Genomic DNA, 22560 nt, shown 5'->3' with positions numbered 1-22560 from the left:
TCGATCAAAGGAATCCAGATGGCGAGCCGCTTGAACCAGCACGGCTGGAAGCTGGAGATGAAAGATCTCTTCCAGCATCCGACGATCGAGGAGCTCACACAATATGTGGAGCGTGCCGAAGGCAAACAGGCAGACCAAGGCCCGGTGGAGGGAGAGGTCATCCTGACACCAATCCAGCGCTGGTTCTTTGAAAAGAACTTCACGAACAAGCACCACTGGAACCAATCTGTGATGCTTCACGCCAAGAAGGGCTTCGATCCTGAACGGGTGGAGAAAACACTGCAGGCGCTGATCGAGCATCATGATGCACTTCGCATGGTCTACCGTGAGGAAGACGGAGAGATCATTCAAGCTTATAAACCAATCAGCGAAAGCAAGGTCAGCTTCGAAATCGTGGATCTGTACGGTACTGACGAAGACATGCTGAAAAGCCAGATCAAGATTCTCGCGAACAGGCTGCAAAGCAGTCTCGAACTGCAAAACGGACCGCTTCTGAAGGCGGAGCAATACCGTACGGAAACTGGCGATCACCTGCTCATCGCTGTACACCATCTCGTGGTCGACGGCGTATCATGGCGGATTTTGCTTGAAGATTTTGCTTCAGGCTACGTGCAGGCGGAGAAAGAAGAGAACGTTGTCTTCCCGCAAAAAACAAATTCCTTCAAGGATTGGGCGGAAGAACTGGCGGCATTCAGCCAATCAGCGGATCTTTTACAGCAGGCTGAATACTGGTCGCAAATCGACGCTGAACAGGTTTCCCCTGTGCCGAAGGACTACGAAACAGAGCAGCGGATCGTCAAGCATACATCGTCCGTTCTATGTGAATTAACGGAAAAAGACACCAAACATCTCTTAACGGATGTTCATCAGCCATATGGAACCGAAATCAATGATATTCTTCTCAGCGCGCTCGGTTTAACGATGAAAGAATGGACAGATGGTGCCAAAATTGGCATTAACCTGGAGGGACACGGACGGGAGGACATCATCCCGAATGTGAATATCTCCAGAACGGTCGGCTGGTTTACGGCACAATATCCTGTTGTGCTCGACATGACTGAAGCAGATGCCTCTGCTGTGATCAAATCAGTCAAAGAAAACCTGCGCCGTATTCCGGACAAAGGAGTTGGCTACGGCATTCTCCGTTATGTCACAGAAACAGCGGAAACAAAGCGCTTTACGCCAGAGATCAGCTTCAACTATTTAGGCCAGTTCGACAGTGAAGTAAAAACCGACTTCTTTGAGCCGTCCGCTTTCGACATGGGGGGGCAAGTAAGCGAAGAATCAGAGGCGCTGTACGCTTTAAGCTTCAGCGGCATGATCAGAAACGGCCGGTTTGTGCTTTCCTGCTCCTACAATGAGAAGGAGTTTGAAAGAGCTACAGTCGAGGGGCAAATAGAACGGTTTAAAGAAAATCTCCTGATGCTGATCCGCCATTGTACGGAAAAAGAAGATAAGGAATTCACGCCTAGCGACTTCAGTGCTGAAGACCTTGGAATGGACGAAATGGGCGATATTTTTGACATGCTTGAGGAGAATTTAAAATAAAACGCAAGGGAATTACAGAAGGCGGGAGCGAAGCATATGAGTCAATTTAGCAAGGATCAGGTTCAAGATATGTATTACCTATCGCCGATGCAGGAAGGGATGCTGTTTCATACCATCCTGAATCCCGGCCAGAGCTTTTACCTTGAACAAATCACGATGAAAGTAAAAGGCAGCTTGAATATCAAATGTCTTGAAGAAGGCATGAATGTGATCATGGACCGGTACGATGTATTTCGTACCGTGTTCATTCACGAAAAAGTAAAAAGGCCTGTCCAAGTCGTTTTGAAAAAACGCCAGTTTCATATAGAAGAAATCGATCTGACACACTTAACGGACAGAGAGCAAACAGCGAAAATCAATGAATACAAGGAACAGGATAAGATCAAGGGCTTTGATTTGACGCGTGATATTCCCATGCGGGCAGCCATTTTCAAAAAAGCTGAAGAAAGCTTTGAATGGGTGTGGAGCTACCACCACATTATTTTGGACGGTTGGTGCTTCGGTATCGTCGTGCAGGATCTGTTCAAGGTATACAATGCCCTGCGCGAACAAAAGCCGTACAGCCTGCCGCCTGTCAAACCGTATAAAGACTATATCAAGTGGCTTGAAAAGCAGGATAAACAAGCATCACTGCGTTACTGGCGAGAGTACTTAGAGGATTTTGAGGGACAGACGACGTTTGCGGAGCAAAGAAAGAAACAAACGGACGGCTACGAGCCGAAAGAGCTGCTCTTCTCACTTCCGGAGGCGGAAACAAAGGCCTTCACCGAGCTTGCAAAATCGCAGCAAACCACTTTAAGTACGGCCTTGCAGGCAGTCTGGAGCGTATTAATCAGCCGCTATCAGCAGTCTGGCGATTTGACTTTCGGCACAGTCGTTTCCGGGCGTCCCGCGGATATCAAAGGCGTTGAACACATGGTCGGGCTGTTTATCAACGTTGTCCCAAGACGGGTGAAACTGTCTGAGGATATCACATTTAACGGTTTGCTCAAGCAGCTGCAGGAGCAATCGCTTCAGTCTGAGCCACATCAATATGTCCCGCTCTACGACATCCAAAGCCAGGCTGATCAGCCAAAACCGATTGACCACATCATTGTTTTTGAAAATTATCCGCTTCAGGACGCAAAAAATGAAGAAAACAGTGAAAACGGCTTTGATATGGAGGATGTTCATGTTTTTGAGAAGTCGAATTATGACCTCAACCTAATGGCTTCCCCGGGAGATGAGATGCTGATTAAGCTTGCCTATAACGAGAATGTGTTTGATGAGGCGTTTATCCTGCGCTTGAAATCTCAGCTTCTCACAGCGATTCAGCAGCTTATCGAGAAGGCGGATCAGCCTGTCAGCACGATCAACCTCGTCGACGATAAGGAAAGAGAGTTTCTCCTTACTGGCTTAAACCCGCCGGCTCAAACTCATGAGGCTAAGCCTCTGACGGATTGGTTCAAGGAAGCGGTGAACGTCAATCCAGATGCACCGGCGCTTACGTATTCCGGCCAGACTCGCTCCTATCGCGAATTAGATGAGGAAGCGAACCGCCTTGCACACCGTTTGCAAAAGCAAGGCGCAGGCAAAGGCTCCGTCGTAGCGTTGTACACGAAGCGCTCGCTTGAACTGGTGATCGGCATTCTCGGAATATTAAAAGCAGGAGCGGCTTATCTGCCGGTTGATCCGAAGCTGCCGGAGGACCGAATCTCGTATATGCTGACTGACAGTGCGGCAGCCTGCCTGCTCACACATCAGGAGATGAAAGAAAAAGCAGCTCAGCTGCCGTTTACAGGGACAACGCTCTTCATTGATGATCAAACACGGTTTGAAGAACAGGCATGTGACCTTGAAATCTCGATTGAACCCGATGATCCGGCATATATCATGTATACGTCCGGCACAACCGGAAAGCCGAAGGGCAATATCACCACTCATGCCAATATACAAGGATTGGTCAAACATGTAGACTACATGGCATTTTCTGAAAAAGATACGTTTTTATCTGTTTCGAATTACGCCTTTGACGCTTTTACCTTTGATTTCTACGCTTCAATACTAAATGCGGCACGGCTCATTATCGCAGATGAACATACGCTGCTTGATACAGAACAGCTCACAGATCTGATCCAGCAGGAGAATGTCAATGTTATGTTTGCGACGACTGCACTATTTAATCTTCTCACAGATGCGGGAGAGGATTGGATGAAGGGGCTTCGCTGCGTGTTATTCGGCGGAGAGCGAGCATCAGTGCCTCACGTCAGAAAAGCGCTGCGGATCATGGGGCCGGGCAAGCTGATTAACTGCTACGGTCCGACTGAGGGAACGGTGTTTGCGACAGCTCACGTTGTACATGATATACCGGAGTCCATCTCCTCTTTGCCGATCGGAAAGCCGATCAGTAATGCCAGTGTTTATATTCTCAACGAGCAACACCAGCTCCAGCCATTCGGAGCGGTCGGTGAACTATGTATCAGCGGAATGGGCGTATCAAAAGGGTATGTAAACCGTCATGACCTGACAAAGCAAAAGTTTGTCACGAACCCGTTCAAACCGGGAGAAAGGCTTTACCGAACAGGGGACTTAGCACGCTGGCTGCCGGACGGAACGATTGAATACGCTGGCCGGATTGATGACCAGGTCAAAATACGCGGACACCGGATTGAGCTTGAAGAAATCGAAAAGCAGCTGCAGGAATATCCAGGAGTGAAAGATGCGGTCGTTGTTACAGACCGCCATGAGTCTGGCGATGCATCAATTAACGCCTACCTCGTGAACAGGGCGGAGCTTTCAGTTAGGGACGTAAAGGCGCACCTGAAAAAACAGCTTCCTGCTTACATGGTGCCGCAAACCTTTACTTTCTTGGACGAGCTTCCTTTAACGACAAACGGGAAGGTCAATAAACGTCTGTTGCCAAAACCGGATCAGGATCAGCTGACGGAAGAATGGATCGGGCCAAGAGACGAGACGGAAGAAACAATTGCACAAATCTGGTCTGAGGTTCTCGGCAGACAGCAAGTCGGCATTCATGACGATTTCTTTGAGCTCGGCGGGCACTCCTTGAAGGCAATGACCGCCGCTTCACGTATCAAGAAAGAGCTCGGGATTGATCTCCCGGTGAAGCTTTTGTTTGAAGCACCGACGATTGCCGGCATTTCAGCGTATTTGAAAAATGGAGGCTCAGATGGATTGCAGGATGTAACGATAATGAATCCCGATCAGGATCAGATCATTTTCGCGTTCCCGCCAGTCTTGGGCTATGGCCTCATGTACCAAAACCTTGCCAACCGCCTGCCGTCATACAAGCTGTGCGCCTTTGATTTCATTGAGGAGGAAAACCGGCTTGACCGCTATGCGGATTTGATTCAGAAGCTTCAGCCAGAAGGGGCTTTGACATTGTTCGGGTATTCAGCAGGGTGCAGCCTGGCGTTTGAAGCTGCCAAAAAGCTTGAGGAACAGGGACGCATTGTTCAGCAGATCATCATGGTAGATTCCTATAAAAAACAAGGTGTCAGTGATCTGGACGGACGCACGGTTGAGGCCGATGTCGAAGCGTTGATGAATGTCAACCGGGACAATGAAGCGCTCAACAGCGAAGCCGTTAAACAAGGCCTCAAGCAAAAAACACACGCCTTCTACTCATACTACGTCAACCTGATCAGCACAGGCCAGGTGAAAGCGGATATTGATCTGCTGACTTCTGGCGTTGATTTTGACATGCCGGAATGGCTTGCATCGTGGGAAGAGGCAACAACAGGCGCTTACCGTGTGAAAAGAGGCTTCGGAACACACGCTGAAATGCTGCAGGGCGAAACGCTGGATAGGAATGCAGGGATTTTGCTCGAATGTCTTAATACACAAACCGTAACGGTTTCTTAAATGAAGTGATGAAAGGAGGAGACGGCCATGAGCCAACTCTTCAAATCCTTTGATGCGTCGGAAAGAACGCAGCTCATCTGTTTTCCATTTGCCGGCGGCTACTCGGCATCGTTTCGCCCTCTCCATGCTTTTTTGCAAGGGGAATGTGAGATGCTCGCTGCCGAGCCGCCAGGACACGGCACAAATCAAACATCAGCCATTGAGGATCTCGAAAAGCTGAGCGATTTGTACAAACAAGAATTGAACCTTCGTCCTGATCGGCCGTTTGTGCTGTTTGGGCACAGTATGGGTGGAATGATCACCTTCAGGCTGGCGCAAAAGCTGGAGCGTGAAGGCATCTTTCCGCAGGCAGTTATCATTTCAGCGATACAGCCGCCTCATATACAGCGGAAGAAAGTGTCCCATCTGCCTGATGATCAGTTTCTTGATCATATTATCAAATTAGGCGGGATGCCCGCAGAGCTTGTTGAAAACAAGGAAGTCATGTCCTTTTTCCTGCCTTCCTTCAGATCGGATTATCGGGCTCTTGAACAATTTGAGCTTCACGATGTAGCCCCGATCCAATCGCCTGTTCATGTCTTTAACGGGCTTGATGATGAAAAATGCATGAGGGATGCGGAAGGCTGGAAGAAGTGGGCGAAAGATATCACATTCCATGAATTTGACGGCGGGCACATGTTTTTGCTGTCACATACGGAAGAAGTGGCAGAACGGATTTTTGCGATATTGAATCAGCATCCGATCATTCAGTTATAATCAAAAGCGGACAGCGCTGGCTGTTCCGCTTTTTTGTGTAGAATGTCAATTTTTGCATGACATAATAGTCGCAATACTCAAATAAAGGCAGGTTGAAACATGCGCGCGTCTCCTCAGGTGAAATGGTTTGTATTGCTGTTTACGTTTGTTTTTGCCATCGGAATGAACTCATTCAGAAATTCCTTTCAATTTTTTATGCTTCCAATCGCGGATACCTTCCATGCCGACAGGTCGCTGATCTCGGTTTCTGTCAGCATTTTTATGATCACAACGGGAATCGTTCAGTTTTTTGTCGGTTTTTTTATCGACCGGTTCAGTGTCAGAAAAATTATGGCGATCGGGGCTGTTTGTATCAGCGCAAGCTTTTTGGTGCTTTCGTATTCACTGAATGTTCATGCGTTTTCTGCCATTTACGGAGTGCTCGGCGGAATCGGATATTCCTGTGCGGTCGGCGTGACGACCCAGTATTTCATCAGCCGCTGGTTTGATACACACAAAGGCCTTGCGCTCGCTATTTTGACCAATGCCAACTCAGCGGGCCTGCTGCTGCTCTCACCCATTTGGGCCGCGGCTCCGTACCATGCCGGCTGGCAAAACACTATACCATATTGGGCATCGTCATGGCGGCTGTTCTGCTGCCGCTCCTTGCCTTCGGGATGAAGCACCCGCCACATGCGCAAGCGCCGTCAGTGAAAAAATCTTATGACTGGCGGGGATTTTGGAACGTGGTAAAGCAGTCCCGTCTCATACATATCCTGTACTTCGGCGTGTTTACATGCGGGTTTACAATGGGGATCATTGATGCTCATCTCGTTCCGATGCTGAAGGATGCGCATGTCTCTCATGTCAACGGAATGATGGCCGCGTTCGGTGCGTTTATTATCATTGGCGGGCTGGCTGTCAGATCTCCTAGGCAGCAGAAGCGTGATGCTATCCATCTTATTTTTCATTCGGCTGTTCAGTCTGATTTGTCTGTTCATTCCTATTATTGGAATCCATTACAGCGAACTTTGGTACTTCGGTTTTATTTTGTTATTCGGGCTCAGTTACACAGGTGTGATCCCGCTGACCGCGGCGTCTATTTCAGAAAGCTATCAAACAGGATTAATCGGCTCGCTGCTAGGCATCAATTTCTTTATCCATCAGATCGCTGGGGCTCTCAGTGTGTATGCGGGCGGTTTGTTTTTTGACATGACCCATAATTATCTGCTGATTGTTGTTGTGTGCATCGTGTTTGCAGGTGTATCGGCTGTAATAGAACTGGTGCCGTTTTTAGATAAACAGAAGGCAAAAGAAACGCATCAATCACTATAAAAGGACCAGCACTGTCAGCGCTGATCCTTTTTAAATTTCACTTTTTTTGTCTCAGTATTTTTAATGATAATTCCCCTGAATCTGCTCATCTCTTCTTTGGAATGAAAAAAATGTTTTGGTATCGCAATATATTGGCTGCTGGATGTATTGATCCGGAAGCTATTCTTATATTCGAAAACAGCTGTGACTTCATTCCAATGAAAAATAAGGTCATACTTTTCAGAACATATACGGATTCCTTCTTGATTGAGGGTATATGTTCTTTTGGATTTAATCCGTTCGTTCTTTTTGTATGCTCTAGAAAACTTTACATATAGAAGAAGGAGAAGCAGCAGTGTAAACAGAACAGACATCACGATAATTAGTATACTATTGATAAAAATGTTAAGCGTGTCGCTGCCATAAACGATACGGGGCCATCCGTTAATGAAATAAACTGCAGCAAAAATGGCGCAAAATAATATAAAGTAAAAGAATGAGATTTTTCCGAGTTGATAAAAAAAGATTTCTCTTACGTCTTTGAAAGTAATTTTTCCTGGAAGATGAATACTTTCACTAGCATATTGAATCATACGGTAAACTTACACCTCAAACCATGTTTTTCCTATCAGTCTAGCATAATTTCTCATTTTTTTGCAGGGAACCTATGGCGATTTGTCTTTTTCTGCAGATTGGTATTGCTCCCCACCACGCCAATCATAATACAAATCGCTCCGGCAAGATGATACCAGGCCAGGGTTTCGTTTAGAATCACCACGCCTGCAATCATCGTCACGATAGTGGCTACATGATTAAAAGCGCTCATTTTAAACGCCTCAATCCGTGACAGTGTATAGTTGGACAGAAACGAAGTGACGAGTGAAGACAGTACGCCCAAATACACAATGGCGAGAACAAAGCCGGGCTCCCGGAATGGCTGAAAATAAGTGCTGACAGTTCCAGCCGCGCCGTGGCGAATAAGGGCGATGGCGTTGAAGACGACAAAGCCGATGGCTGACATGATGTAGGTAAGCTCGGTCAGTTTGAACCGCTGGGTCATTTTTCTGGCAGCGGTATTGTACATCGCGGAGGACAAAGCGGACAGCAGGATCAGCAAAGAGCCTGTTAAGCTGGCTGATTCCACATCGACGCCTTTCATCACAAAAATAAACATGACGCCGGCCACGGATAAAACCGTGAAACCCTTCTGCGTCCATGTCGAGCGTTCCTTTAAAACATAGGCGGCAAGAACCATCGTGAAAATCGGAATCGCTGCCTGAATAATTCCCGCTTCAGAGGAGGACGAGTACACAAGGCCGAATGCCTGAAAGCTAAAAAACAATGCCGGATACAGCAGGGCAAGCGGCAAAATGGCAATGACGTCCTTTACGCGGATTGATAGCTTTATCCAGCCGAATAAGACGGGTACAGTGGCCGCAGCAAACGCAATGGTGAACCGGTGCGCCAGAATATCAAACGGTTCGGCTGTTTGCAGTGCGATTTTTACGAATAGAAAAGATAAACCGATAATGAACGAATATAAGATAGCCGCCATATAAGCGGAGGCTTGCTGATTGTTAACCATAATGGAAGGTGCTCCTTTACCTAAATTGCGCCGGTCGCTTTATTTTATTGTATGGCCGTGACCAGAACGGTACAATGAGAAAAACAATGAACTGTACCGGTACACAATAGGGAGAGAGGAGAAAGCATGGAGAAATATATGAGTCTTTTAATGAGGATAGAGGAGATGATGCAAAGCAGCGCCTATCAAGAAGGAGACAGGCTTCCGTCCATCCGTCAGCTGTCCGCCCGCTACCAAGTCAGCAAAAGCACAGTGATCCGGGCGCTGCAGGAGCTGGAAAAGCGCCACCTCATCTACTCTGTTCCGAAAAGCGGCTATTTTATTGTGAAAAAGACGGGAAAATCAAAAAGCGGCCAGCCGGGCTCCATCGACTTTGCCACTTCTGCTCCGGACCCAGATGTGTTTCCGTATCTTGATTTTAAGCACTGCATCAACAAAGCAATTGATACATACAAAAATGATTTGTTTATTTATGGAACGCCAAAGGGGCTTCCATCACTCATCCGTGTACTCCGAAAGCTGCTGGCCAATCAGCAGGTATTTGCGGATGAACGGCACATTTTCATTACATCAGGTATCCAGCAGGCGTTGTCCCTGCTTTGTGCAATGCCGTTTCCAAATGGGAAAGAGAAGATCGCCATTGAACAGCCAGGCTACCATTTGATGATTGAACAGCTTGAGACGCTTGGGATTCCTGCCATCGGTGTGAAAAGAACGGAAGAGGGGCTTGATATGGGTGAGGTCGAGCGGTTGTTTCAGACAGAATCGATCAAATTTTTTTATACGATGCCGCGCTTCCATAACCCGCTTGGCTGCTCTTTATCAGAGCGTGATAAACGAGAGCTTGTGAGACTCGCAGAAATGTATGATGTTTATCTCGTTGAGGATGATTATCTTGGTGATTTGGAGGAAAATAAAAAGGCAGATCCGCTGTACGCATATGATCTGTCCTCGCATGTCATCTATTTGAAAAGCTTCTCAAAAATGATGTTCCCCGGCCTTCGCGTGGGGGCCGCTGTTTTGCCGGATGCGCTGACTGACACGTTTCACACTTACAAAAAGCTAAACGACATCGACTGCTCTATGATTTCTCAAGCAGCGTTGGAGATTTATCTGAAAAGCGGCATGTATGGCAGGCATAAGGAGAAGATCCGCGCTTCCTACAAGGACCGGTCACTGAGGCTTCATCAAGCCATTCACACACATAGGCAGCTGGGAAGCGGACGCTTTACGTTTTCCGGCGGGCAGGCGCCCTGTATGCACACCCATCTGGTGCTTCCTCCGGATCTGCCTGCCTCAAGGGTGATTCAAAGGCTGAAAAAACAAGGGGTTCTCCTTGAGGCAATAGACCGTCATTATTTAACAGATTATCCGAAAGAAAATCTATTAAAAATCAATATTTCCAATGTGAAAACGGAAGATATTGAGCATGGCGTCAAGCTGCTGATGAGCCGCTTATAAAAGCGCTTCGTACGTGACCATTGTGATATCCTCGGGGAAATCAGGGTGCGCGGCGCACACAGCCATTTTGTAGCCGGGATCCACCTCATAGGTTTTGATATAGCATGGTGTATGGCTGTCAGGAAGCTCAATGGATACTTGCCCGTCCTGGTGCAGGCGCACTGAAAAAGAATCAAGCGGAAGCGATAAGCCTTTGCCTTCCTGTTTGATAAAGCTTTCTTTCATTGACCATAGATGATAAAAATAGTCTGTCTGCTCGTCCTTATTTTTTGCTAAAAGGTCGCTGTACTCTGTTTTTGAAAAGAAACGTTTGGCGATCTCAAGGCTGATCGGTTTCATTTTTTCAATATCGATGCCAATCGGCTGTGAATCAAACGCACAAATGACCCAGCGGCCGGAGTGAGAAATATTGAAATGGGCGTCAGGAAGATCAGGGATGCAGGGTTTCCCGTATTCCTGAGCGCTGAAGCGGATATCGGCTTTGTCCAGCTGATACTGTCCGCTGATGACTGAGCGAACGAGCACATCTCCCAGCAGGGTGCGGTGAGCATCTTCTTTATGATAAAATCTCCGGCATTTCTCCCGTTTTTCTGGCGATATGAAAGACATGAACCGTTCAGTCTCTTCCTGGGAAAGCGGGCGGTCCATATAAATTCCGTAAATCTTCATTCTAGATCCTCCGTCTGCAAAAGATTGTCAAAACCATCCTATCATATTTTGTTTTACTTCGGAGTAAGATCCTCGATGATCTCATATACATAGGGGCTTTTTGGCGTATTGATTTTTTTCGTGTGTGTGACAGATACGATTGGAAGATGTTCGCCATTCTTCTGAAAAACAGCAAGCCTCCCCGTAATGTGAACCCATTCGCCTTCCTTTACACCCGTTTTTTCTGTGAATGCAGCCGGCAGTCCGTAAACCGCAGCATCTGCAATGCAACAGGATATGCCAAAACGTCCGACGATATAGTGATTCAGCTGTTCATCAAAATAGACAAATCCTTTCATGTCGATCTCTTTCTCTGCATAATCTCCTGCATTGTCCAGCAGGAGATTGATGATTGGAACATAATATTGATCTGAAATCTGAATAACATTCTTCCGTTCCAGCTCCTGCGCCAGTTCTTTTTCATAACCGCTTGGCAGTACAGCTGCTGCACCTGTTTCATCAGGGGATTGCGTTTGAGTATCCCATTTCTTCTCTTCTGAGATCTTGGTGCTGTTTGCTGAGAAAATTCTGTTCTTTGCCACATCTTTTGTCAGCACGTGGTTAGGGAAAAGAAAACCGGAAACGATAGGGATCAGAAAAAAGCTGTACAGCCATGGGTGAGACGGAGAATGTGTATGACTGCTTGCACATGCGCAGCAGGCGTGCGGAGTGTCTTGTTTTCTCCATATAAATGACAGTATGCCAAGCGCAAAAGCAGCCAAAATAAAGAACTTTGTAAATAAAAGCATACGCGGAGAAATGAAATGCAAAATGTGCCCTGTCAAATAAAGTTTTAATGTCATCAATGCAAAGCCAATTAATAAAAGACCCTGAACAACAGCATCAAAAGAATACGTTTTATTTTCTTTCAACTCACTCACCCTTTATGAGGTAATCAAACCATACAGCCAAACGATTGCAAGAACTGAAGCTGAAATGACAACAAAAAATACAAACACAAAACGTTTTTTAAAAAAGGAAGCATAAACAAACGTATTTTTTAAATCTAACATCGGGCCGTACAGCATGAAGGAGAGAAGGGAAGCGTGAGAATAGGTGCCTGAAAAAGTAGATGCGACAAACGCATCCGCATGTGAGCAAAGTGACAGGACAAATGCCAATCCCATCATGACAGCGGAACCTGACAGGTCACTTGTCCCAAGCTCAGCGAGAGCCCCGCGATTTAAGAACGTTTGAAACAGGCTGGCGATACATGCACCCATTATCAAATAGCGGCCCATATCGAAAAACTCTTCAACTGCATGGGTGATGATAGGTTTCAAGCGTTTTCCGAGAAGCTGTTGACTGTACTCCGGTAAGGGATCTGATTTTTGTGGTTTCAGCATTTTCTTATTTCCGAATATCCAATACATCATAAGCCCTGTTATGATACAAATGACAACAGCTAGTCCAATCCTCGCGTACACAAGCTCCAAATGCCTGCTGAAGGCATAGTAGGTGGAGAGGATGACAATCGGATTTAATATGGGGGCGCCCACTAAGATCACCGAGCCGACATGCAGAGGAAGCCCTTTTTGAATGAGTCGGCGCACCACCGGAATCACAGCACACTCACATACAGGGGAAAGAATACTGATGACGACGGCGGACCCTATTGCGCCATACGGATTCTTGACGATCCATTTGGTCATCCATTCATCAGAGACAAAGAACTCAATGCAAGAAGAAAAAAAGATGCCGAGCATGATAAATGGAATAGATTCAAGCAAAATACTCAGGAAAATGGTATTTACATTTAGCAGTGACTCCGGAATATGAAAAGACAGCTTATTAGGTTCAAGCAGAATAAAACAATACAGTAAAAAGAAAAAGAGCAATATGCTGAAGGTGCGTCTTGCAAATTGTTGGAGAGATTCCATCATGTTACCTTCCGTCTCTAGTATTTCTCTATCATAAGAGATAGTACCAATTTATGAGACAAGCCTGGAGAACATGAATGAAAACAAAAAAACGGGCCAATGAACTGGTCCGTTTTTGTCTGACAAATGATTAGTGCAGTGGCGGAGATGCTTTCACAGCGGCTGTCCGCCTTGCCACAGCATAATTCAGCAGCTGGATTGACTGGGGCAATGAAAAGCGCAAAATGAGTCCGGTGAGGATGGCGGTCAAAATGGTACCATAACCGATCGGACCGCCCATGCCCCATGCCGCAAACAAAATCGTTATTTCCATACCGTTCCGCACCCATTGCACATTCCAGCCGGTTTTTTCTGTAATCAGCATCATCAGTGAATCACGCGGCCCCGCGCCAAGACCTGCTGATACATATACACCGACGCCGTAACCGATCAGCACCACGCCGAGAGAGAAGACGATGACGGAGCCCATGTAGGTCGAGGGGGCAGGCAGAATGAAATTGAAAAAATCTATAAATACACCTATGAGCACCATGTTCAGGATCGCCCCAATTTTCGGCCAAGCCTTCGTGAACAATGACGTTAATCCGACAATGAGCGCTCCAATAATAATAGACCACTGGCCGACGGTAAGCCCGAAGTGCTGAAATAGGCTGTAATGAAATGCATCCCACGGACTTATTCCGAGTGCTTTTCCTTCTATCGTCAGGGATACACCAAAAGCCAAAATGATCAAACCGGCAAAATAAAATGTCCAGCGCAGAACAAGTTCTTGCTTCACGTGAGTCCCTTCTTTCGTAAAAATCAGTCGATTGTCATTGTAGCACATCTGACAGAAGGGCGGAATAGGCGGAAGGTGCTCAACAAAAAAAACAGGGCCGCCGCAGGCGCCCTGTTTTTCTGATTACAGCGGGTTTAAAATCCGGTTCAAGAACCGCTGCGTCCGTTCCTCTTTTGGTGCGGAGAAAATTTGCTCCGGTGGTCCCTGTTCCACGATCACGCCGCCGTCGATGAAGACGACTTCGTCCGCCACATCCTGGGCGAATTTAATTTCGTGGGTCACGACGACCATGGTCCAGCCTTCATTGGCCAAATCTTTGATAACCTTCAGCACCTCTCCGACAAGCTCGGGGTCAAGTGCTGATGTTGGTTCGTCAAACAGCATGAGCTCAGGCTGAATTGCCAATGCACGGGCGATGCCGACGCGCTGTTGCTGTCCGCCGGAAAGCTGGAACGGATATAAATCCATTTTGTCCTTCAATCCGACTTTATCAAGAAGTTGAATCGCTTCTTTTCTGACTTCCTCTTTGTTCCGTTTTTGCACCTGAACAGGACCCTCCATCACGTTTTCAAGGGCTGTGCGGTGCGGGAACAGATGATACGCCTGAAACACCATTCCGGATTTCCGGCGAAGCTTTAGGATATCTGCCTGTTTCACCTTTTTGGAGAAATCGATGGCGAAGTCAGCAAATGCAAGCTCTCCGCGATTTGGAATCTCCAGCGCGTTTAGGCAGCGGAGCAGCGTCGTTTTCCCTGAACCAGACGGCCCAAGTATGGCAATGACTTTCCCTTTTTCAATCTTCATATCTATCTTTTTTAAAATTTCATTTTCACCGAATGATTTGTTTAATCCTCTAACGGTAAGCATACTCGGAACCTCCTTATTTGGCCACGTAGCGGTCAAGACGCCGTTCGATGACATGCTGGACGAGTGAAAGCAGGAAGCAGATAATCCAATAAATAAAGGCTGCTTCAATATAAATCACTAAAATCTGATCAAGATTCCGCGCGCCGATTTCCTGAGCTTTTCTGAACAGCTCAGCGACCAAAATCTGAGAGGCGAGGGATGTATCTTTGATCAGGCTGATAAAGGTATTGGATAATGGCGGGATCGACACACGAAACGCCTGCGGCAAAATGACGCGGAACAGCGTTTTCTGATGTGTCATGCCAATTGTGTAACCGGCTTCCCATTGCCCTTTCGGCACGGATAAAATAGATGCCCGGATGATTTCAGATGCATAGGCGCCGACGTTTAATGAAAAGGCGATAACTGCGCTTGGAAAAGGATCTAGTGTAATGTTAAAGGCCGGGAACAGATAGAAAATGATGAACAATTGAACGAGAAGAGGAGTGCCGCGTATGGCGGATACGTATATGCTGAACACCCATCTCAAAGGTCTCACTTTCGACATTCTGGCAAGCGCCGTAATCAGCGCCAGTATCATTCCGAATATAAAGGAAAGAATCGTAAGGGGAATCGTATAGTAGATTCCCCCTGAAAGTATCGGCCAGAATGACTGCTGCACCAGATCCCACGGGATCGCCGTGCCAAGCGTCAATGCCGGCAGATTATTTAGAAACATCTTCGCCGAACCATTTTTTAGAAATTTTAGAAAGAGTCCCGTCCTCTTTCATTTCTTTTAATGCTTTGTTGACTTGATCAACAACCTCGCCGCTTCCTTTGCGGAACGTGAAATACGTTGACTGTGGATCGCCTGTTTCAAACGCGATTTTCACGTTTTTGTTGCCTGATGTTTTTAAGTAGTTCAATACGGCAAGCTTATCGTTGTATGTCATATCGACGCGTCCTTGCTGGATCAATTGAAGGGATTGTGCCAAGCCTTCAACTCCTTCAACTTTCGCGCCCGCATCTGTAGCTAATTTGTTGTAGTTGCTTGTCAGTGATTGAGCTGACGTTTTTCCTTTTACATCTGCTTCAGACTTAATATCGTTGTTGTCTTTCTTCGTAACGACAACGGCTCTTGATGTTGTGTATTTATCTGAGAAATCATATTTGTCTTCACGATCTGTTTTTCCGACTTGGTTGGCAATGACGTCAAACCGTTTGGAATTCAGGCCGGCAAACATGCTGTCCCATTGCGTTTCCTTAAAGTCGACTTTCAGCCCTAGGCGTTTTGCGACTTCTGTGATGACTTCCACATCATAGCCAGTCAGCTTGTCAGTCTCTTTGTCGTGATAAGTGAACGGTTCATATGTTCCTTCCGTACCGACTGTCAGGACACCTTTTTTCTTAATAGAAGCCCAAAGATCGCCGTCTTTGGCGTTATCTTTTGACTGATTGTCATTTCCTGCTCCGCAAGCTGCGAGAACTGCAATGCTTACGACCATGAATAAAGCCAATAATGCTTTTTTCATCTTATTCCCCACTTTTCTGGTTGATTTTATTGAAATAAAAAATTAGCTTACAAATCTAAAGGATAACTTTTTTTTAGTATGAGTCAAGTATTTGGTTTTCATAAGGCAAAATCTTTTAAAACAAATCCAAAAATTGCTGTACCGGTTTAGGCAAATAACTATCCGTTCTCCACATGACAGCCGGTGTCATAATGAAGGGATTGTTTTCGATATGGACGGTGTGAACATGGTTTCTCATATGAACGGGAATCATTGTGATGGGCAGAATGGATGCGCCGAATCCGGATGAGACGAGACTGAGCAAAGTTGCAGAATCGTGGCATTCGCAAACAATGCGCGGCTCCAGATTCAGACGATGAAATTCATTCATGACCTGATTATAGACGCCTTTTCCGTTGACAGGCCGGAGCAGAATCAGCGGAAAGGAAGGAATGTCCTCCATTTTAATGGTGTCCCCGCAAGGATATCCGGCCTCTTCTGAAAGCACGAGCACACATGGAATGTCCTCAAGCTGTTTGAATTGAACCGTGTCGCTTTTCATCAGTGTCGTCGTGACCGCCGCATCGATTTGACGGCTTTCCAGCAGCTCTAACAGCGTCGCAGGCTCATTCTCCCAAATATTAAAGGTGAGATGTGGATATCTCTCTTTGATCTGTGTTACTTTTTCAAGCATCAAAGCGGCGCAATAAATCGTTGAACCCACGGCCAGCGTGCCGGCCACCTTCTCCTTCAGCTCTTGTACCTCAATGGCGGCATCCTCAAATCTGTGAAGAATCTCCTTGGCTCTTTTCAGAAAAACAGTTCCTTCATATGTAAGTGTCATTTGTTTTTTCTTATTCCTGTCAAACAGAACAACACCTAACTCGTCCTCCAGCTGTTTCAGCTGCCTGCTTAAAGGCGGCTGCGCCATGTGGAGTTTTTTGGCGGCGGACGTGATTTTCTGTTCTTGGGCTATAGTGATGAAATATCGAAGCTGGCGAATGTCCAAAGGAAAGTGCCTCCCTATTATACCTTTAAAGTATTAAATATAGATTTAACAGATATTTTTCATATGGATATATCAGGAGTATGATGGAAATGAAAGCAGAAATCAAGCGTAAAGGAGGGGGCAAAGTGAAACTCGTTGTCGGAATGACAGGGGCAACAGGGGCTATTTTCGGGATCAGGCTGCTGGAGTGGCTGAAGGCCGCTGAAGTGGAAACCCATCTCGTTGTGTCTCCTTGGGCTAACGTCACGATCAAACACGAAACAGGCTATACCTTAAAAGAAGTAGAACAATTGGCCACATATACTTATTCGCATAAGGATCAGGCGGCAGCCATTTCAAGCGGGTCGTTTGATACCGATGGAATGATTGTTGCGCCATGCAGCATGAAATCTCTCGCAAGCATTCGCACCGGGATGGCGGATAATCTGCTGACACGTGCGGCGGATGTCATGCTCAAGGAGAGAAAAAAACTCGTTCTCTTAACGAGAGAGACGCCTTTGAACCAGATTCATCTCGAAAATATGCTAGCGCTTACGAAAATGGGCACTATCATTCTGCCTCCGATGCCGGCATTTTATAATCAGCCGAGCAGCTTAGAGGAAATGGTCGACCATATTGTATTCAGAACGTTGGACCAATTCAGCATTCGTCTTCCTGAAGCGAAACGCTGGAATGGGATTGAAAAACAAAAAGGAGGAGCTTGATCATGGCTTATCAAGATTTCAGAGAATTTCTCGCTGCCCTTGAAAAAGAAGGGCAGCTGCTAACAGTGAATGAAGAGGTTAAGCCCGAGCCAGATTTAGGGGCCGCAGCACGCGCAGCCAGCAATCTTGGCGATAAAAGCCCAGCGCTCTTATTTAACAACATTTACGGCTATCACAACGCGAAAATTGCGATGAATGTGATTGGCTCCTGGCCGAACCACGCAATGATGCTGGGGATGCCGAAAGACACGCCGGTAAAAGAACAGTTTTTTGAATTCGCGAAGCGTTATGACCAGTTTCCAATGCCGGTCAAACGTGAGGAAACAGCGCCGTTTCATGAAAATGAAATCACAGAAGATATCAATTTGTTCGATATACTGCCTCTTTTCAGAATTAACCAAGGAGACGGCGGTTACTATTTAGACAAAGCATGTGTCATTTCCCGCGATCTTGAAGACCCTGAGAATTTCGGCAAACAAAACGTCGGCATTTACAGAATGCAGGTCAAAGGAAAAGACCGCCTTGGCATTCAGCCTGTGCCGCAGCACGATATTGCGATCCATCTGCGTCAAGCTGAAGAACGCGGCATCAATCTTCCGGTTACCATTGCGCTCGGCTGTGAGCCGGTCATAACAACGGCGGCATCGACTCCGCTTCTCTATGATCAATCAGAATACGAAATGGCAGGTGCGATTCAAGGCGAACCATATCGCATCGTCAAATCTAAGCTGTCTGACCTTGATGTTCCATGGGGTGCTGAAGTTGTGCTTGAAGGTGAAATCATTGCCGGAGAGCGTGAATATGAAGGCCCGTTCGGTGAGTTCACAGGCCATTATTCCGGAGGACGCAGCATGCCGATTATCAAAATTAATCGCGTATATCACAGAAATAATCCGATTTTTGAACATTTATACTTAGGCATGCCTTGGACAGAATGCGATTATATGATTGGCATTAATACTTGTGTGCCGCTTTATCAGCAGTTAAAAGAAGCGTATCCGAATGAAATTGTCGCTGTGAACGCCATGTATACTCACGGTTTAATCGCGATTATTTCCACAAAAAACCGCTATGGTGGATTTGCGAAAGCAGTCGGCATGCGTGCTCTTACAACGCCGCACGGACTCGGCTACTGCAAAATGGTCATTGTCGTTGACGAAGATGTAGATCCATTCAACCTGCCGCAGGTCATGTGGGCGCTTTCGACCAAAATGCATCCAAAACACGATGCGGTCATCATTCCGGACTTATCTGTCCTGCCGCTTGACCCGGGATCTAACCCATCAGGGATCACTCACAAAATGATTCTTGACGCCACTACACCGGTTGCACCGGAAACAAGAGGCCATTACTCACAGCCGCTTGATTCACCTTTAACAACGAAAGAATGGGAACAAAAATTAATGGACCTAATGAATAAATAAGGAAAGGATGATCCGATATGCATACATGTCCTCGATGCGATTCAAAAAAGGGAGAAGTCATGAGCAAATCGCCTGTAGAAGGCGCATGGGAAGTTTATCAGTGTCAAACATGCTTTTTTACATGGAGATCCTGTGAGCCGGAAAGCATTACAAATCCGGCGAAATACAATCCGGCGTTTAAAATTGATCCGAAGGAAACAGAAACAGCAATTGAAGTTCCGGCTGTGCCGGAACGAAAGGCTTGATCAGCGTGAGCGGCATTTCAGACCGTCTCTTTGAGCTGCTCGACGGGAATCGCCTGAAAGAGAAGCAGCAGGAGGCTTTTGTTTTACAAACGGTATCGGAGGATGGCTGGCCGCACGCCGCTATGATCAGCGCGGGAGAAATTATCGCTCTGAGCCGAACAGATATCCGAATCGCTCTGTGGAAAAACACAGCGACTGCAGCCAACATCCGTCGCACCGGAAAAGCGCAGTTCACGGCATGGTGGAAGGGAGCCGCTCATTATGTGAAGCTGCACTGTGAGCCCTTGCCGCCTCTCAAAAAAACCGAATTTGACAGAGACCGTTTTGCCTGCCGCATCGTTTCAGTGAAGGAGGACGTCGCGAAATATGCTGATTTGACTTCTGGTGTCCGTATCCGGCTTCACAGCCCAGAAGAGGTGCTAAACAGATGGGAAAGAACGCTTGAGGAATTAAAACGGTAATATCGAAAGCCTGACGCCATGCGTCAGGCTTTTATTTTATATAATGAAAACAAAGGGGGCGTGAGAAATGGAACGTACGGGGATCTGTCACTCAGACGGTTTTGATTTATCTTATCGAATCGAGGGAGAGGGCGCACCCATCCTTGTAATCGGAAGTGCGGTTTACTACCCTCGTCTTTTTTCCTCAGACATCAAACAGAAGTATCAATGGATTTTTGCCGATCACAGAGGATTTGCCAAGCCAAAGCGGGAACTGCGGACAGAGGATCTGAGGCTTGATGCCGTTTTGGCCGATATTGAAAGGATGAGAACGTCTCTTCAGCTTGAGGATGTGGTCATCTTCGGGCATTCTGGACATGCTTTTATGGCTTTAGAATATGCCAGAACATACCCTGAACATGTCCGGAAGGTTGCGCTTCTCAACACTGCACCTGATAACAGTGAAGCAAGACGGCGAAAAAGTGAATTGTTTTTCATGAAGACAGCCAGTCTTGAGAGAAAAAAACGCTTTGAAAAAGATATCGCGAATTTGCCGCTGGACATCGAGAAAGATCCCGAAAGACGCTTCGTGCACATGTGTATTCGCGCTGAGGCGAAAAGCTTTTATCAAGAGCGGCCGCATGCTGCTGCTTTATGGGACGGTGTTATCACGAATATGCCGATTATCGATGAATTATGGGGGCATACATTTGCCCAACTTGATCTTATTGAGCGGTTAGCTGATGTTCAAGTGCCGGTTTACATCGGATTAGGGAGATATGATTATTTAGTTGCGCCTGTTACGCTGTGGGATGATGTTGACGGCTTATATCCCCATGTGAAGAAGGTTATTTTTGAGAGGAGCGGCCATCAGCCGATGCTGGAAGAACCGCAAGCCTTTGATCAAAGCTTCAGCAAATGGATGGACAAATATAAAAACAGCCCGCCAAAATAGGCAGGCTGTTTTTAATTATAAGACCCCTTTCATCGCGCGTTTGATAATCGGCGAAAGCAGCAGGAGAATGCCGCCAAGCACGATAGATATCAAACCGATGGTGCCGAAGTAGGTTGTTTCAGGAATTTTATCAAACAATCCGGCTACTTGGGCATTGATCGCTTGGGCTGCTGCGTTAGTCAGAAACCACATGCTCATTGTCTGTGCAGAGAATGCAGCTGGCGCCAGTTTCGTTGTTACGGATAAACCGACTGGAGACAGGCACAGCTCTCCAAGCACGACAAGCAGGAAGCTGAGAACGAGCCAAAGCGGGCTTACGAGTGCTTCTTTTCCTTGCATTGCAGGGAATACCATAATGATAAATGACAAGCCAGCTAGAATAATTCCGATTGAGAATTTAACTGGTGTGGACGGCTGGCGTTTGCCAAGCTTCATCCATAGCCACGCGAAAATTGGCGCGAAAATGACAACAAACAATGGATTTAATGATTGGAACCAAGATGACTGAAGTTCTAATCCGCCCAATGAAAGCCGTATGCGTTCATCAGCGTAAACCGCAAGAATGGTCGCTCCCTGTTCCTGAATGGCCCAGAACATGACAGCACCGATAAACAAAGGGATGTAAGCGGCAAGACGAGATTTCTCTGTTTTGTCCGCTTTTTTGCTTGTAAACATGATGATGAAATAAACAATAGGAATCAAAATACCGAGAATACTTACAAGGTCGATGAAACCATTGATCGTCAGCATGCCTGTTTGTACAGAGATCATCACTGCGATTGCCACAATGATAACACCGATTCCAGTACCAATCGCAGATTTTTTAGACAGCGGATTCGGCACATTTGAGCCTGCAAGCCCGAGATTATTCTTTCTTGTCAGAGCAAATACGATAAGTCCGAGAAGCATTCCAACTGCGGCAGCTCCGAAGCCGAGATGATAGTTGTACTTCTGTCCGAGTGTTCCGACAATTAACGGCGCAAGTAAACCGCCAAGGTTAATCCCCATGTAGAAAATACTAAAACCTGAGTCGCGGCGCGGGTCTTCTTTCGTGTAAAGATCTCCAACCACGCTTGAAACGTTTGGTTTTAATAAGCCTGTTCCGATAATGATAAGCGCCATGCTGATATAAAATGCTGTCGCGCTGCCCGGATAGGCTAGTGCAATGTGGCCGAACATAATGAATATGCCGCCGTAAAACACAGTGTTTGCGGTTCCGAATACCCGGTCAGCAAGCCATCCGCCAATAATAGTGGACATGTATACGAGTGACCCGTAGATCGACATGATGGCAACCGCTGTGCCTTTATCAAAGCCAAGCCCTCCGTTAACCGTTTCTGTATACAAATAGTAAAGCAAGATTGCTCTCATACCATAGTAAGAGAAACGCTCCCAAAATTCGGTGAAAAATAGTGTGAATAGTCCTCGCGGGTGACCAAAGAACCCTTTTTGCGGGACGCTTTTAATGATACTTTCGTTATCAATCGAAGCCATGTCAGCCAAACCCTTTCTTAAAAAAGTGTATTACAAAAATCATATTCTTATATAATACT

At 46.5% G+C, this 22560-nt stretch carries 20 protein-coding genes and 1 pseudogene; 10 read left to right on the top strand and 11 right to left on the bottom strand.

Features of this window, described 5'->3' with window-relative positions:
- The 4 genes and pseudogenes from AC4CV5_RS18415 to AC4CV5_RS18400 form a co-directional block, all read left to right on the top strand.
- Nucleotides 1–1548: condensation domain-containing protein (locus AC4CV5_RS18415; protein WP_490923538.1), on the top strand; the 1548-nt coding region annotated here is incomplete at its 5' end.
- A 36-nt stretch (nt 1549–1584) separates the two neighbouring features.
- Nucleotides 1585–5412 (top strand): surfactin non-ribosomal peptide synthetase SrfAC, encoded by a 3828-nt coding sequence (srfAC, locus tag AC4CV5_RS18410; RefSeq protein WP_490923537.1) that lies wholly within the window; start codon nt 1585–1587, stop codon nt 5410–5412.
- 27 nt (nt 5413–5439) lie between these two features.
- A complete protein-coding gene (gene srfAD / locus AC4CV5_RS18405; protein ID WP_490923536.1) occupies nt 5440–6168 on the top strand; it encodes a surfactin biosynthesis thioesterase SrfAD in 729 nt (242 codons plus the stop codon).
- A gap of 99 nt (nt 6169–6267) precedes the next feature.
- Nucleotides 6268–7482, top strand: a pseudogene (locus tag AC4CV5_RS18400) (MFS transporter).
- Nucleotides 7483–7496: 14 nt separating this feature from the next.
- On the opposite strand, the gene AC4CV5_RS18395 reads toward AC4CV5_RS18400, so the two are convergent.
- Nucleotides 7497–8054, bottom strand: coding sequence for a YcxB family protein (locus tag AC4CV5_RS18395; protein WP_248602429.1), 558 nt, complete (start codon nt 8052–8054; stop codon nt 7497–7499).
- 53 nt (nt 8055–8107) lie between these two features.
- On the bottom strand, nt 8108–9046 hold the full coding sequence (locus tag AC4CV5_RS18390; protein WP_373924199.1) for a DMT family transporter: 939 nt from the start codon (nt 9044–9046) through the stop codon (nt 8108–8110).
- Nucleotides 9047–9172: 126 nt separating this feature from the next.
- Between AC4CV5_RS18390 and AC4CV5_RS18385 the strand changes: the two genes are divergently transcribed.
- A complete protein-coding gene (locus AC4CV5_RS18385) occupies nt 9173–10507 on the top strand; it encodes an aminotransferase-like domain-containing protein (protein ID WP_490923534.1) in 1335 nt (444 codons plus the stop codon).
- On the opposite strand, the gene AC4CV5_RS18380 is transcribed toward AC4CV5_RS18385, so the two are convergent.
- The 8 genes from AC4CV5_RS18380 to bsdA form a co-directional block, all read right to left on the bottom strand.
- The gene (locus tag AC4CV5_RS18380; protein WP_166854316.1) at nt 10502–11176 is read right to left on the bottom strand and encodes a 4'-phosphopantetheinyl transferase; all 675 of its coding nucleotides are present in this window, start codon (nt 11174–11176) and stop codon (nt 10502–10504) included. The two genes, AC4CV5_RS18385 and AC4CV5_RS18380, sit on opposite strands and share 6 nt — an antisense overlap.
- Before the next feature lie 53 nt (nt 11177–11229).
- Nucleotides 11230–12096 (bottom strand): TIGR03943 family putative permease subunit, encoded by an 867-nt coding sequence (locus AC4CV5_RS18375; RefSeq protein ID WP_326222657.1) that lies wholly within the window; start codon nt 12094–12096, stop codon nt 11230–11232.
- Between the two features lie 3 nt (nt 12097–12099).
- Nucleotides 12100–13095 (bottom strand): permease, encoded by a 996-nt coding sequence (locus AC4CV5_RS18370; RefSeq protein ID WP_222143656.1) that lies wholly within the window; start codon nt 13093–13095, stop codon nt 12100–12102.
- 130 nt (nt 13096–13225) lie between these two features.
- Nucleotides 13226–13873: a YczE/YyaS/YitT family protein gene (locus AC4CV5_RS18365; RefSeq protein ID WP_166854314.1), complete on the bottom strand. Its 648-nt coding sequence runs from the start codon at nt 13871–13873 to the stop codon at nt 13226–13228.
- Between the two features lie 123 nt (nt 13874–13996).
- Nucleotides 13997–14740, bottom strand: coding sequence for a cystine ABC transporter ATP-binding protein TcyC (gene tcyC / locus AC4CV5_RS18360; protein WP_490923533.1), 744 nt, complete (start codon nt 14738–14740; stop codon nt 13997–13999).
- 13 nt (nt 14741–14753) lie between these two features.
- Nucleotides 14754–15458 (bottom strand): cystine ABC transporter permease TcyB, encoded by a 705-nt coding sequence (gene tcyB / locus AC4CV5_RS18355; protein WP_014112631.1) that lies wholly within the window; start codon nt 15456–15458, stop codon nt 14754–14756.
- Complete coding sequence (tcyA, locus tag AC4CV5_RS18350) at nt 15445–16251, bottom strand: cystine ABC transporter substrate-binding lipoprotein TcyA (RefSeq protein ID WP_166854312.1); 807 nt, start codon at nt 16249–16251, stop codon at nt 15445–15447. Before tcyA ends, tcyB begins: the two co-directional genes overlap by 14 nt.
- 115 nt (nt 16252–16366) lie before the next feature.
- Nucleotides 16367–17239 (bottom strand): transcriptional regulator BsdA, encoded by an 873-nt coding sequence (gene bsdA, locus AC4CV5_RS18345; RefSeq protein ID WP_166854311.1) that lies wholly within the window; start codon nt 17237–17239, stop codon nt 16367–16369.
- 89 nt (nt 17240–17328) lie between these two features.
- Between bsdA and AC4CV5_RS18340 the strand changes: the two genes are divergently transcribed.
- From AC4CV5_RS18340 to AC4CV5_RS18320, 5 genes are all read left to right on the top strand, one after another.
- Nucleotides 17329–17943, top strand: coding sequence for a non-oxidative hydroxyarylic acid decarboxylases subunit B (locus AC4CV5_RS18340; RefSeq protein WP_166854310.1), 615 nt, complete (start codon nt 17329–17331; stop codon nt 17941–17943).
- Between the two features lie 2 nt (nt 17944–17945).
- Nucleotides 17946–19367 carry a phenolic acid decarboxylase BsdC gene (gene bsdC, locus AC4CV5_RS18335; protein ID WP_248602433.1) on the top strand — a complete coding sequence of 474 codons (1422 nt, stop codon included), beginning with the start codon at nt 17946–17948 and terminating at the stop codon, nt 19365–19367.
- Between the two features lie 17 nt (nt 19368–19384).
- Nucleotides 19385–19612 carry a phenolic acid decarboxylase subunit BsdD gene (gene bsdD / locus AC4CV5_RS18330; protein ID WP_019257455.1) on the top strand — a complete coding sequence of 76 codons (228 nt, stop codon included), beginning with the start codon at nt 19385–19387 and terminating at the stop codon, nt 19610–19612.
- Nucleotides 19609–20073 carry a pyridoxamine 5'-phosphate oxidase family protein gene (locus tag AC4CV5_RS18325; protein WP_490923530.1) on the top strand — a complete coding sequence of 155 codons (465 nt, stop codon included), beginning with the start codon at nt 19609–19611 and terminating at the stop codon, nt 20071–20073. The genes bsdD and AC4CV5_RS18325 overlap by 4 nt, the downstream gene beginning before the upstream one ends.
- A gap of 67 nt (nt 20074–20140) precedes the next feature.
- Entirely contained in the window at nt 20141–21007 is an 867-nt protein-coding gene (locus AC4CV5_RS18320; protein ID WP_166854307.1) for an alpha/beta fold hydrolase, read from the top strand.
- Between the two features lie 15 nt (nt 21008–21022).
- Here the strand turns inward: AC4CV5_RS18320 and AC4CV5_RS18315 are convergent, their stop codons facing one another.
- Nucleotides 21023–22501 carry a peptide MFS transporter gene (locus tag AC4CV5_RS18315; protein ID WP_166854306.1) on the bottom strand — a complete coding sequence of 493 codons (1479 nt, stop codon included), beginning with the start codon at nt 22499–22501 and terminating at the stop codon, nt 21023–21025.
- Between the last annotated feature and the right edge of the window lie 59 nt (nt 22502–22560).

This window comes from Bacillus sp. NS1 (assembly GCF_058248265.1).
This window is presented reverse-complemented; position numbering and strand designations above follow the sequence as displayed.